Origin of the sequence: Marinobacter sp. 2_MG-2023, assembly GCF_030546935.1 — a bacterium.
GTDB lineage: Bacteria > Pseudomonadota > Gammaproteobacteria > Pseudomonadales > Oleiphilaceae > Marinobacter.
In genome coordinates, this window is the sequence record NZ_JAUOPH010000002.1 from 429,999 (window position 1) to 443,599 (window position 13,601).

Annotated in this window: 10 protein-coding genes; 5 read left to right on the forward strand and 5 right to left on the reverse strand. The window is 55.4% G+C overall.

Going from position 1 to position 13,601, the window contains the following annotated elements; translation table 11 throughout:
- Positions 1 to 54 precede the first annotated feature (54 nt).
- Complete coding sequence (locus tag Q4501_RS05770) at positions 55 to 1,116, reverse strand: putative zinc-binding metallopeptidase (protein WP_303594986.1); 1,062 nt, start codon at positions 1,114 to 1,116, stop codon at positions 55 to 57.
- Between the two features lie 229 nt (positions 1,117 to 1,345).
- On the opposite strand from Q4501_RS05770, the gene Q4501_RS05775 reads away from it, so the two are divergent.
- Together Q4501_RS05775 and pntB are read left to right on the forward strand one after the other, a co-directional pair.
- A complete protein-coding gene (locus Q4501_RS05775; protein WP_303594988.1) occupies positions 1,346 to 2,923 on the forward strand; it encodes a Re/Si-specific NAD(P)(+) transhydrogenase subunit alpha in 1,578 nt (525 codons plus the stop codon).
- 12 nt (positions 2,924 to 2,935) lie between these two features.
- Positions 2,936 to 4,333 (forward strand): Re/Si-specific NAD(P)(+) transhydrogenase subunit beta, encoded by a 1,398-nt coding sequence (gene pntB / locus Q4501_RS05780; protein WP_303594990.1) that lies wholly within the window; start codon positions 2,936 to 2,938, stop codon positions 4,331 to 4,333.
- A gap of 115 nt (positions 4,334 to 4,448) precedes the next feature.
- Here pntB and Q4501_RS05785 read toward each other — a convergent pair whose 3' ends face one another.
- Positions 4,449 to 5,561 (reverse strand): NADH:flavin oxidoreductase, encoded by a 1,113-nt coding sequence (locus Q4501_RS05785; RefSeq protein WP_303594991.1) that lies wholly within the window; start codon positions 5,559 to 5,561, stop codon positions 4,449 to 4,451.
- Between the two features lie 132 nt (positions 5,562 to 5,693).
- Between Q4501_RS05785 and Q4501_RS05790 the strand changes: the two genes are divergently transcribed.
- Both Q4501_RS05790 and Q4501_RS05795 read left to right on the forward strand, forming a co-directional pair.
- Positions 5,694 to 6,164 (forward strand): helix-turn-helix domain-containing protein, encoded by a 471-nt coding sequence (locus tag Q4501_RS05790; RefSeq protein ID WP_303594993.1) that lies wholly within the window; start codon positions 5,694 to 5,696, stop codon positions 6,162 to 6,164.
- Positions 6,165 to 6,321: 157 nt separating this feature from the next.
- Positions 6,322 to 7,047: an OmpW family protein gene (locus tag Q4501_RS05795; protein ID WP_303594995.1), complete on the forward strand. Its 726-nt coding sequence runs from the start codon at positions 6,322 to 6,324 to the stop codon at positions 7,045 to 7,047.
- Between the two features lie 155 nt (positions 7,048 to 7,202).
- On the opposite strand, the gene Q4501_RS05800 is transcribed toward Q4501_RS05795, so the two are convergent.
- The gene (locus Q4501_RS05800; protein ID WP_303594997.1) at positions 7,203 to 9,131 is read right to left on the reverse strand and encodes a hypothetical protein; all 1,929 of its coding nucleotides are present in this window, start codon (positions 9,129 to 9,131) and stop codon (positions 7,203 to 7,205) included.
- A 195-nt stretch (positions 9,132 to 9,326) separates the two neighbouring features.
- On the opposite strand from Q4501_RS05800, the gene Q4501_RS05805 reads away from it, so the two are divergent.
- Positions 9,327 to 11,525: a choice-of-anchor O protein gene (locus Q4501_RS05805; RefSeq protein WP_303594999.1), complete on the forward strand. Its 2,199-nt coding sequence runs from the start codon at positions 9,327 to 9,329 to the stop codon at positions 11,523 to 11,525.
- 60 nt (positions 11,526 to 11,585) lie between these two features.
- Here the strand turns inward: Q4501_RS05805 and mrtJ are convergent, their stop codons facing one another.
- Entirely contained in the window at positions 11,586 to 11,984 is a 399-nt protein-coding gene (mrtJ, locus tag Q4501_RS05810; protein ID WP_303595001.1) for a JDVT-CTERM system glutamic-type intramembrane protease, read from the reverse strand.
- Between the two features lie 217 nt (positions 11,985 to 12,201).
- On the reverse strand, positions 12,202 to 13,533 hold the full coding sequence (locus Q4501_RS05815; RefSeq protein WP_303595003.1) for a DEAD/DEAH box helicase: 1,332 nt from the start codon (positions 13,531 to 13,533) through the stop codon (positions 12,202 to 12,204).
- Positions 13,534 to 13,601 lie beyond the last annotated feature (68 nt).

Genomic DNA, 13,601 nt, shown 5'->3' on the forward strand with positions numbered 1-13,601 from the left:
TGGATCCTTTCATTGCTGACTGCACGAACCGGTGCGTCTCTTCAGCGACCTGAGTTAACCGCTATTCACTATCCGGTGTACCAACCGGAGTTTTTCCACCACCGGGTCCGCCAGCACGAAGGGGTAGGCATGCTCATGCCCCATGCTTCGATTCAGGCTGTTAAGCGCAAGTGTCAGCGGCAACCAAAGTTTGACCAGCCCATCAAAATCGTCGGTCCTGTAGGGGTCAAACGCCTCGCCCGGCCCGCTATTCATCTCCGATCCCCGTTTAGCGTTTACACGTAATCCGAGCTGCCAGGCCGTCTCCAGTGTATCCACCATATGCAGGTAGTGTGCCCAAGTCTCAGCCCAGTCTTCCCATGGGTGGCTGCTGGCGTAGGCACTGATGTAACTGTTTTGCCAGTTGGCCGGTGGACCACACTGATAATGCTGGTCCAGAGCCAGTTTGTAGTCTCTCGTATCATCACCAAATACTTCGCGAACCCGGCCCAGCCAGGGGCCGGGCCGGACCAGATGATCCCAGTAATAATGACCGGATTCGTGACGAAAGTGCCCCAAAACGGTGCGGTAGGGCTCTGCCATCTGGCTTCGCATACGTTCCCGCTCCACCGGGTCCGCCTCGGCAATATTCAGAGTGATAACGCCGTGTGAATGGCCGGTTATCACCTTTGCCCGCTCGTCGAACATCGCTGGTTGATCCGCGAGAAAATCAAAAGCCAGGCCATATTGATCCTCCTGCCGGGGCTCACAAGGCAGGCCCAGACGCAGCAGAGAATAAACCAGGCGCCGCTTCTCTCTCTCCAGCCGCACCCACAGATCGTGATTCCGCGCCACGCTGAGGTCGGGAATTGTGCGGTTCAGGCGACAGGCGATACAGAACGTGTGAGTGTCGGAAACGGGTAGGAGCCAGTTACAGGCGCCCTGGTTGCGGTAATTGCCACAGAGTTTGTACTGGTTACCATTGCTGACATCTTCCCAGGTGTCAGCGTCCTTCGAGTTAATTGCCAACAGATCCATAACATCCGGGGCAAAACCCAGGCTTGTGCCACACGAGGTACAACAGCTGTTTTCAAAGTAAAGCAGGCTGGCACATTGGCCACAGTGAAACATTTTCATCAGGGGACATCCTTGGCCGATATCGGCAAGACCGTGTTCTCAGTATTGGCGATACCGGCAAAAACGCAATATGCAGGCCCCCGAAATCTCTGGAAGCATCCCGAAAAACCTGGGCGCCAATTTGGTCAATGGGTAAACATCTCAATCGCCGGGTAGATCCGATAACTTGAACTAGTATGTAGGTATCCAGGCATCTGGTTCATCGGACAATCCGGAGGGCGTCTCAAAGATGAAAATCGGAATCCCCAGGGAAATTTTTAATGATGAAAGGCGAGTAGCAGCCACACCACCTTCTGTTCACAAACTCATCAGCCTTGGCTATGAGGTGGCTGTTGAAAGCGGCGCCGGAGAAGCCGCCAACTACTCTGATGCGGCCTATGAAAAGGTCGGCGCGGAGATAGCGGCTGACCCCACATCCCTGTGGCGGGAAGCAGATTTCATCCTGAAAGTGCGCGCTCCCATGGAGAACGGCGCCCTGGGCAAGCACGAAGCCGATCTGATGAAAGCGGGGGCTTTTCTGGTCAGCTATATCTGGCCGGCGCAAAATCCGGAACTGCTGGAGAAACTGGCTGCCCGAAAAATCACCACCTTTGCCATCGACAGCTTGCCCCGCATCAGTCGCGCGCAGAAAATGGATGCCCTCAGCGCCATGGCCAACATAGCCGGCTATCGCGCGGTAATCGAGGCGGCCAACAATTTCGGGCGTTTTTTCACTGGTCAGGTAACAGCTGCGGGCAAGGTGCCGCCGGCTAAAGTTATGGTGATAGGGGCTGGCGTCGCGGGCCTTTCGGCAGTGGGCGCGGCCAATAGCCTGGGTGCAATTGTGCGGGCATTCGATACCCGTCTGGAAGTGAAAGAGCAGATAGAAAGCATGGGTGCCGAGTTTCTTCAGCTGGATTTCGGTGAAGAAGAAGGCAGTGGTACCGGCGGTTACGCCAAACAGATGAGCGACGAGTTCATCAAAGCGGAAATGGCACTGTTTTCGGAACAGGCCAAAGAGGTGGACATCATCATCACCACCGCCCTGATTCCTGGCAAGCCGGCCCCCAAACTGATCACTGCGGAGATGGTAAAATCCATGAAACCCGGCAGTGTGATTGTCGATCTGGCATCGGAACGCGGTGGCAACTGCGAACTCACCGAGCCTGGAAAAATCATAGAGCAGCACGAAGTCACACTGATCGGCTACACGGATCTGCCCAGCCGCATGGCCAAAGTCGCCAGTGACCTCTACGCCACCAACCTGTTCCACCTGCTAACCGAGCTGACGCCAGAGAAAGACGGCAAGCCGCAGGTAAATATGGACGACGACGTGATTCGTGGCCTGACGGTGGTACTGGATCAGGACGTCACCTGGCCACCTCCTCAGCCACAGACACCAACCAGCCCCAAGCCCGCCCCGGGCACAGAGGAACCCTCGGCAGAACAGAAGGCGGCTGCACACAAAGAGTCCCGGCGCCGCAGCCTGATTGGTAAGGGCGCCTTGCTGGTGATCACCCTTGCTGCACTTTACGGCGTTGGCGCTCACGCGCCCGAAAGCTTCCTGCGTCACTTCACGGTATTTGTGCTGGCCTGCTTTATTGGCTGGCAGGTGGTCTGGAACGTGACAGCCTCTCTTCATACGCCTCTGATGAGTGTCACCAACGCCATCAGCGGCATTATCGTGATTGGCGCCATGTTGCACCTGGCCCAGGCGGAAAACGTCGTGGTCGGGATCATGGCGTTTGTGGCGGTGCTGATTGCCAGCATCAACGTGGGTGGGGGCTTCCGGGTTACCCATCGCATGCTCAAAATGTTCCGCAAGTAGGAGGCGACCGCCATGAGTACAGGACTCGTCAGTGTGGCCTACGTGGTCGCCAGTGTATTGTTTATTCTTAGCCTGGGAGGCTTGAGCCATCAGGAATCGGCACGCAGGGGCAACCTTTACGGGGTAGCCGGCATTCTCATTGCGCTGGTCGCGACCATAGCCAGTGTCAGTGACAACGGGCTCGTCGCCATTGTAATCGCAGTGCTTGCGGGGGCCGGTATTGGCATCGCCATCGCCAACAAGGTAGAAATGACACAGATGCCACAACTTGTGGCGCTGCTGCACAGCTTTGTGGGTATGGCCGCGGTACTGGTGGGTTTTTCCGGCTACATCGAGCCGCTGATTCACACAACCGGTGCCGAACACACCATTAAGCTGGTGGAAGTGTTTGTGGGTATCTTTATCGGCGCCGTCACCTTCACCGGCTCACTGGTGGCCTGCGGCAAGCTGGATGGCCGTATCGACAGCAAAGCCCTCACCCTGCCCGGCCGGCACCTGATGAACCTGGCGGCCATAGCCGTAACGGTGTTACTGGGCGCCTGGTTCCTGAGCACAGAGAGCATGGCGCTGGGCATACTTGCCCTGGTGCTGATGACTGTAATAGCCGCTGTTCTTGGGGTTCATCTCATCATGGCCATTGGTGGTGCAGATATGCCGGTGGTGGTGTCCATGCTCAACAGTTATTCCGGCTGGGCCGCAGCGTCTATCGGCTTCATGCTGGGCAACGACCTGCTGATCGTGACCGGCGCACTGGTGGGCAGCAGCGGTGCTATTCTCAGTTACATCATGTGCAAGGCCATGAACCGGTCGTTTATCAGCGTCATCCTCGGCGGTTTCGGCCAGACCAGCAGCAGCTCTGCCGCAGCAGGCTCGGAAGACCAGACGGCTGTAGAGATCAGCGCCGACGAAGTGTGCGAGGAGCTGCGCAACGCCGATTCAGTGATTATCGTTCCCGGCTACGGTATGGCCGTGGCACAGGCCCAGAGCGGGGTCAGCGACATGACCAAACTGCTGAGGGAGCGTGGCGTAAATGTACGCTTCGGAATTCACCCGGTTGCCGGCCGCCTGCCCGGACATATGAACGTGCTGCTGGCAGAGGCCCATGTGCCTTATGACATAGTGCTGGAGATGGACGAGATCAACGCGGATTTCCCCGAAACCGATGTGGTACTCGTTATCGGCGCCAACGATACGGTGAACCCGGCAGCGGCAGAAGACCCGGGCAGCCCCATCGCCGGAATGCCGGTGCTCGAGGTGTGGAAGGCTCGCCAAGTGGTGGTACTGAAACGGGGTATGGCAACCGGTTATTCCGGAGTGGAAAACCCGCTGTTCTTCAAAGATAACGCCCGGATGCTGTTCGGCGATGCCAAAGACAGCATCGACAAACTGGTGAGCGGACTGAGAGGTTAAGCCAATTTAGCCAAGCGAGTCGTGATACATGCGGTATCCGGTCTCCGGGATACCGCATAAGATACCTCGCCAATGGCGGGATCTCCCTTGCAGAGAGGAAGTCTTCCGTCCGGGCTCAGTAAAGCTTGGTGAGGGACTTACGGGCGAAATCGTCTACCTCACCTAGCCGTCCTTCCTTCACTTTGGTCAGCCATTCCGGATCTTGCAGAAGCGCGCGGCCCACAGCGATCAGTTCAAACTCGTGGTTATTCATGCGCTCTACCAGTTCGTCGATACCGGACTGTTCCACGGACTCTTGCTTGCTGGCCATAGTACCGCTGATGAAGTCTTCAGTAAGACCAACGCTGCCAACAGACATGGCCGGCTTGCCAGACAGCTTCTGCGTCCAGCCCGCAAGGTTGAGGTTGGAACCTTCAAACTCCGGCTCCCAGAAACGACGGGTTGAAGCATGGAAAATATCCACACCGGCTTCAACCAAAGGCTTGAGGAACTTTTCAAGCTCGTCCGGGCTGTTAACCAGTTTGGCTTCGTAATCCTGCTGTTTCCACTGGGAGAAGCGCAACATGATGGGAAACTCGGGGCCCACACGATGGCGAACGGCCTCTACAATCTCCACGACAAAGCGCAGGCGGTTTTCCATGCTGCCGCCGTACTCGTCTTCACGCTGGTTGGTGCCTTCCCACAGGAACTGATCAAGCAGATAGCCGTGGGCACCATGAATCTCGACGCCGTCAAAACCCAGGGCTTTGGCGTCCTGCGCGGCATCGGCGAACGCAGTAATCACATCTTCGATGTCTTCTTTGCTCATCGCCTTACCGTTGGGCTTGCCGGGTGCAAACAGGCCAGACGGGCTGTAACCGGGAACCGAAGGATCAGGATCTGTGCCTTCCTTGCGCACCGCACCCACGTGCCAGAGCTGGGGGAAAATAGCGCCGCCAGCTTCATGCACCGCATCAACCACTTTCTTCCACCCTGCAAGCGCTTCGTCGCCATGAAAGGCCGGAACATTGGGATAACCGTTGGCACCTGGATGATTCACCGTAGTGCCTTCAGTAATGATAAGTCCCACACCTGCCTCGGCGCGGCGCCGATAGTAAGCGACCACGTTTTCACCCGGAACACCTTTGGGCGAGAAATTCCGGGTCATGGGCGCCATGGCAACCCGGTTGCGTAGGGTAAGGTTGTGAATATCGAATGATTCGAACATCGGGCCCAGATTCATGGCCATGAGTGACTACTCCCTTAAAAGTGATGACTAACCCGCAAAGCAGCCTATTAGCTACCTCACTAATTTGGTCTCTTAACGCAACTCTATTTAATCTGGTTTTAAGATGCAACCCAATTATGTACACTCGGATCCATGGCAAGAAAACGTTTTGATGATTCCAATTGCTCCGTCGCCCGCGCCCTGAATCAGGTCGGGGACTGGTGGTCGCTGCTTATTGTGCTGCACGCCATGTACGGGACCCGACGTTTTGTGGATTTCCAGCAGGAGCTGGGAATTGCCAAGAATATCCTGTGCGACCGCCTTGCCCGCCTCGTGGATAACGGAGTGCTCAAGAAAGTTGAAGTGGGTGAACATGGCTCGCGCTTCGAATACCGGCTTACCGAGAAAGGACGGGATCTGTTCCCGGTGGTCATTGCCCTGCGCCAGTGGGGGGACAAATGGAACCCGGCACCGGATGAAGCACCACTGGATCTGCGCGACCGGGCCACAGGGCAGCCTGTTCAGACAATCCAGGTACGAAATGCCGATGGCGAACCCATCACCGTGAGGGACGTTTTCGTGCCTGACGCAAGCTCCCCCGGCAGCAAAAAAGACTCAGTCTGACAACCAGCAAAATAAAGTTCCCAGCCCTTTTCTTGAGTTGCATCAATCTGCAGTACTAACGCAAATCGTCCAGGCCTGATTATTGCGCTATATCAACTTTCCTATCTCTGAGGCCTTTATTCTTGGCGCATCAACGATTCAGGTTAAGGAGATAGATATGTCCCATACATTCAAGCTCAGCGTGATCGCAGCCGCTGTAATGGCCGTTGCACCAGCAGCCCAGGCTTTTGAAGCAGGCGATTTCATTCTGCGTGCTGGTGTTGTGGAAGTGGCGCCAGACGATTCAAGTGAAGTTATCACTGTAGCTGGCGACCCCATTTTCGGGTCTGACGCGCGCGTTGCGGTGGACGCCAATGCACAGCTCGGCATTCGTGCAACCTATATGTTTACAAACAATCTGGGCGTAGGCGTGCTGGGTGCTACTCCTTTCAAGCACAATATCAGTGGTGCAGGGGATCTTGAGGGCGCCGGCAAGCTGGCCGAAACCAAGCACCTGCCGCCAACAGTTACCCTTCAGTACTACCCGATGCACAGCAGCTCCGCACTGCAACCGTACGTCGGCGTGGGCGTGAACTACACAACCTTCTTTGAAGAAAAGACTACAGACACACTCAACGGTGCAGTTGCTGCGACAGTCGGCCTTCCCGGAGCGACCACCAAACTGAATCTGGACGACAGCGTCGGCGTTGCCTTTGAGGCAGGCATTGACTATATGCTGAGCGAAAACTTCGGCTTGAACGCTGCTGTCTGGTGGGCGGATATCAACACCGACGCAACCATTAAGGTTTACGATGCCAACGGCGGCTACGTAGCCCAGACCGACGAGTTCGAAGTCGAAATCGACCCAATGGTCTACATGGTAGGTTTCACCTACAAGTTCTGATATTCGTACCCCCGGCAGCTGCCATGGTCTGTTGGCTGCCGAGTCGTACGTTTCTTGTGCGGAGCCTCATGGCTCCGCATTTTTTTGTCTGAAGGCTCGTCCCTGACCCCGATGACCCCTTTCTGCGTTCCGGGTACAGTGACCCTTTGATCAGCTTATTGCACCTGGAAGCTCACCGACGCCAGCACTTCCGCACGCGGCGGGTTCTGGCTGACAACACCCGCAAATTCAGCAATCCATGGATGCTCCCCGTGAACCGCCTCGACAAAGGTCGGCCGAATGTTCTGGTAATAAAGCGTGGATTCAACTGTGAAAGGTGCAACCGCTGTATCGGATACCGGCAACGCGTATCCGATAGTATCCTGCCCCCCATTACCCAGGTTGAAATCTGCATCTCCGTCAACGCCGGCAGGCTTCACCGGATCGGGTACCGTCAAGCTGTTAAAACCACGGGGCGGGATACGGTTATCTTTCAGAGCATCTGATGCATAAAGCAGCACATGAGTGATGCTGTTTGTTGTTGAACCCAAGACGACCTCGTAAACGGGTATGTCTTGTGGCGAACGCACCATGTTAACGTGGCGCTGATAACAGGCAGTTGAATCGAAACCCTCGGCCTTTTTAATAGCCATGCAACTGTCGCTCGTATAGGCCGCGTCCGTTGTCAGATGGTAGTTCTCATCCGGGAAGCCGCTCTCGAAAACCGTCGCCCCGGTGCTATCGGTCACCCGGGTTGCTACCCACATACGGCGAGACGGGAAGCTGGTGGGCAGTTTATGCCCGGTATTGTTGCGGATGGTGAGATCAAAGCTCAATTCATTCGCGGATAATGCCAGACCGGTTGGTTCAAGATCTGCCGCTGTTTTCAGGAATTCACGAGTCAGCCTGACCGTTTCGGCAAACTCTCCCGCTTCGTTGATCGCAGCCCTTCCCAGTTCGTCTCTGAAAATCTCCAGAGTGTCCAACAGCCAGGTGTTGCCGCCAATCATAACGTGCGGAAAATAAGGGCTCCGCTCTGGCCAAGCCTGATTAACCGACCCATTGGGCCGCACAGCAATTCGCGTCTTATAGTTTTCAGAAATATCCACCCTGGCCATATGACACTGCTGGCAGGATTTCGTGTTGCTACCAAATGGCCCGAAATCACTGTTTGCCCATTCGGTATAAGGCGTCTGCTCCGGAAAAACCTCGCCATTCGGCTGGTTTGTGACCATGTCCAGGGTCGGTGTATAAAGCTCATGGCAACTCGCACAATGCCGCGCGTCTGACATATGCAGGCCGAATTCCGGGGTATAACCAACGCTCCCCTGCATCGCCTGACCCTGGGGGTTCTGATAGGGGCCGTAAATAGTTAAGGCATCGGGATGAGAAGCACCGACGATTTCATAGTTCCCTGAGTCCACATGGCCGTCGAACACGGAATCAGTGATCTGATGGCAGGCCGTACAGCTTATACCCTCGCGGGCGTGGGGGTCTGACATGGCCTGATCAGCCCGGTAACAACCATCCGGAAGACCGCAAGCGTCACTCTGCAACCTACTTGCACCGGTCTGGTGAGCGTGGGCGCGCGCCATGGGAGTGTGACAAGTCAGGCAGGTGTCTTCGATAAAGCCGGCCAAATGAGGGAATACTTCGGTCTCATGTTTCATGGTTGCCCGGAAGTAGGGGTCTGTAAACGCATTGGCCATCACGGTGCTTTTCCAATCATCGAAAGGGCTGATGTTATCACCGTCCGGTGATGGCTGGTTTGCAGATAGATTGCTATCTGGCGCACGCATCACCACCGGGCTATCTCCAGGCTGGCTGGCCGTATGGCACTGACCACAATCCGCCGCCGCCAGGAAAACACCGGTCCTTTCCCAATGCTCAATCTGTGTGCTCAGCGACGGCAACTCAACATCATGATCCGGGCCAGGGTTGGCCGTCTCATCAACATCATCGTCTCCATGGCCTGGATTTATTGGTTCATCAACCGAACCATGATCACCGACCGCGCCGTTATTACTGTCACTGCATGCGCCGAGCAACAAACTCAGAACAACCAGCGCGGCAATGACTGGATTTCCGTGGTGAAAATTCCTCATGGGACGTCTCCAAGTGTTGCAGCAGCGGCGAATCGTCGCAGCTTGACCAATTCGTTCTTGTTTCAGGTCAGTGTTTGCTAATTTCATGATCAAGCACATGGACAAAACATGACAAAAGCGTCATGTTTAAATTATATCGATAGGCTGAAAACTTATAAATGAAAAGTTCATTCCAATTGAGATGGAAGGTGACACATGAAGAAACACGCTCTTCTCGCTGCAATCGCAGCTACTTTTGCCTTACCGGGAGCGGCCATCGCTGCTAATGGCCTCAGTTTTAGTGATTCCGTCCGGTTGGACAGCAACGGCGGTGCCAATAAAACCAAAATTGTACGGATGGCCAATGGTCGATTGGTTTCTGTGTACGGCGACTATCTCGACCCGGATAGCTACACCATTTATGACGTAAAGGCCCAGGGGGAGCGCCCTGCCAGGGATCTTTTCGTGCGGACTTGTGCGGCCGATTGCGACCAGGCTGAAAACTGGACAGCAAAAGTTAATATTTCGAATACCGCCTCTAAGCACTCCATCGAAACAGACTGGGATGGTTACACCAATACTCTTGATGCAGACGGTGAAATTGTAAGTACTACCAGAGAGGCTAAACCTTTCCCGGGCGATTCAGACAAACCTAACATTTTCAATGCGGGCTCCCGTGTTGTAGTTACCTGGGTAGATAAATTCTGTGAGGGCGAGGAAGGCCAACCAACTGCCCAGCGCATGGTCAGCTATCGGTCACTGGAAAACCGCGAAGTTCCCTTCAGCTGCGCCTATGCAGCAACCAGCGTAGATAACGGCGTTACCTGGTCGGAGCCCCAGCAGCTTTCTACCGGCGAGCGGGATGCCAAACAAGACGTAAGCCGTGGTCTTGGAACAGGACAGTGGGCATTCACCTGGCAGGAAGATCCCCGCGGCCTGCAACGAGGCGAAGCGGAAGGCCCGGGTGATGGTGCCTCCGGCTCCAATACCAGCCACGGCAGTGATATCTGGATTAGCCATGCACTCGAAAACTGGACTACCCAGGAAAAAGGTATCTGGACAACGCCGGTGCGGGTAACCGACAACTATGATGATACTCAGACCGCTTCCGGTAACTTCGATGTCGTCAGGGATGCCGCCGGCAATGATGTTTCCGACAGCGTCGAAGGCGGGCGAGCAGGCGCCTCTCGTGCCAACCTGGCGCTGCAGCTTGGTAGCCTGGATTCAGTTCCACAGGTTATTCTTGCCTACGAAGAGACCAAAGGCTCCGACGGGTTGGATGAGGGCAAATATGTTCGCTACCACACCTTTGATTGGAACAACCAGGACTTGGATGAGGCTGGATGTATCATCAGTAACCCTGCACTGAACGCCCGCCGTGTTCGCTTCGTACCCCAGAAAGAACCCGGAGCGGCCAGCGGCATGCGTTTGGGCATTTTCTGGAAGGAAGGTGAATTCACCCAGGGCGGCCCTTCGGACATCATGCTGCGTAAAGGTATCGTGAACGCAAACGGTGTGACGGGTGGCAATGGCTTCTCCCCTGCCGAAATGGTACCGGCGGTTGACGCTAACTGTGCCGTTTCAGACTTGGCTACAGCCATTGCTCTGAACAACGAGCCAGCCCTTAATATGAGCAGCCGGGCAGAAGACGCCCAGATTACGGCGGATGCGGACATTGCAAACTCCACGCTTTCTGATGACACCAATCTGAAAGTTGAAGAGAGTGCCAACGCACACCGCGGCTTGCTGCGGGGCGATGACCTGTACATCGGTTATACCTACACACCGGTGCTGGCGGAACTGCTCTACACCAACACCCAAAACTATAACTTCTACCTGCGCCACTACGACGGTGTTAACCAGACCTGGTCTGCACCGGAAAACCTGAGCAACGAAACCGATACCACCGTCAACGTTCGCGAACCCCGTCTGGTTGGAACGCCCGGCTCAACCGACAAGTGCTCAACTGACCCAGAAGAGTGTCAGGACAAGGGCGTTTTCTACCTGGCTTGGGGCAAGCAGACCAACGTTTCAGCCTGGAGCAACGATGAGACCAGTGAACTGGATCTCTACGCTGCCCGCGTCGAAAACAATGGGGATTACGTAACACCGGTTGTTACGTTCGCCGGCGAAGCAGAAGGTGTGGAGGACTATGAGTCTCAGATTCGGATGACCCCGGCCGGGAACCGGTTGTTTGCGGTATGGAACGAAGTTCAAGGCGACAACACTGTTGCGATGTACCGTGAGTCAACCGTGGTCGACCTGCCAGATGAGGTTGTAGAAACCGACGAAGGTGACGGCACGCTTGTCGGCTGCAGCTATAGTCCGGGTGCACCGTTTGATCCAACCCTGCTTCTTCTGACGGCGCTTGCTATCGGCGGCCTGACAGTACGTAGCTTGAAAGCCCGCTCTTAAAACGGGTCGGCAATACTAAAAAACCCGGCGCTGAAATCAGCGCCGGGTTTTTTGTGGGGCTCAGGAAAACAGATACCAGCCAGGTAACAGAGCAGCGTTCCAGGCGCCGTGAAGAATCACACAAGGCACCAGTGACCCGTGACGATCCCGGAAGTAGCCGAACGCCAGCGCCGGAAAAAACACCAGCCAAGCCAGAAGATCGGTTCTGTAGACCAGGTGCCAGACCGTAAACAGAAGCGCTGCAATCAGATTAGCGAAAGAAAGCCCAGCCAGACAACGTTTGCCAAACGCAGTGTCACCCAGGTAGCCCTGTACAACACCGCGAAAGGCAAACTCCTCGACCACCGGAGCCCACAAAACCAGAGAAACCAATGCCATCCAGCTTGTATCAAGCTCGGCGCCTCTGCCCGCCAAGGCGCCAATAGCGACACTCAGGCTGCAGCCGGCAATTAACGCCACCACAAAGTGCCTGTCTTCACACAGCTTTGTCGGGCGTGTTAAACCCAGCTGTTGTTTTAAAGAAACGCTTTGGTGCATGAGTGGAAAAGCCTTGTCCCGCAAAGAGCTGAATTCTGGATACTAGTGCATCTGCAGCAAGAAAGTCAGACACCACAAACAACAATGCGGAGCCGAAGCTCCGCATTGTTTAATCAGTTACCTGCATAGCCAGAAGGCTTCAGGCACCCTGAGTCTGGCGTTGACCTGAACGCCCACGCTGGCCATTGCCACTCTGGCTGCGGCCCCCACTACGACCGCCAGGCTTGTCACCGAAGCTGCGCGGCTTGCCACCAGGGCGACCGTTTCCACCGCCATTACCGCCGCTTCGATTGCGCGCCTTGCTCGGATCCGCCTTGGCCTTGGGTTTCATGGCCACGTGATTCTTCGGCTCGAAACCTTCCATTTCCTTGCGGGGCAACTGCTTCTTGATCAGCTTTTCAATGCCAACCAACATCTTCAGTTCATCAGCACTAACCAACGACAACGCGTGGCCACTTTCACCTGCCCGTCCGGTCCGACCAATGCGGTGTACGTAGTCTTCCGGCACGTTGGGCAATTCAAAGTTAACTACTTGCGGCAACTGCTTGATATCAAGCCCACGGGCTGCGATATCGGTGGCCACCAGCACACGCACTTCTCCAGCTTTAAAGTTAGCCAAAGCACGGGTACGCGCCCCTTGAGACTTGTTGCCATGAATGGCTGCTGCAGTAATGCCGTCTTTTTCCAGCTTCTGGGTCAGGCGGTTAGCACCGTGTTTAGTGCGGGTAAATACCAGCACCTGTTCCCAGCTGTTATCACGCACCAGCTTGCTTAGCAGAGCGGTTTTCTGGCTCTGATCCACTGCGTAAACCGACTGCTTTACCGTCTCGGCAGTGGTGTTCCTTACCGCCACATCGATTTGTACCGGGTTGTTCAGAAGGCCTTGTGCCAAAGCGCGAATTTCGCCAGAGAAAGTCGCTGAGAACAAAAGGTTCTGACGCTTGGCCGGCAGCAGTGCCAGGATCTTTTTAATGTCGCGGATAAAGCCCATGTCCAGCATGCGATCGGCTTCGTCCAGCACCAGGATTTCCACTTCGTTGAACTTCACAGCATTCTGCTGATACAGGTCCATCAGGCGACCAGGAGTTGCAACCAGTACGTCCAGGCCTTTGCGCAGCTTCATCATCTGCGGGTTGATTTTTACGCCACCAAAAACCACTGCGGCCTTGGTGGGAACATACTTGCTGTAAAGATTTACGCTGTCGTGAACCTGCGCAGCCAGCTCCCGTGTGGGCGCCAGAATAAGCACGCGAGGCCCCTTGCCCGTGCGGGGCTTCTCAGCCAGGCGCTGCAGTAGTGGCAATGTAAAACCAGCTGTTTTACCTGTTCCCGTCTGGGCTGCAGCCATAACATCCTTACCGGAAAGTACGGCGGGAATAGCCTGAAGCTGAATGGGGGATGGGGTTTCATAGCCCTGGTCAGCCGTTGCACGAACCAGTTGCTCGGAAAGACCGAGTGAAGAAAAACTCATATAAGATTAACTCTTGATTGTTCTGCCTCCACGAACACCGTTTCGGCGAATGCGGGCAGATGCCATGA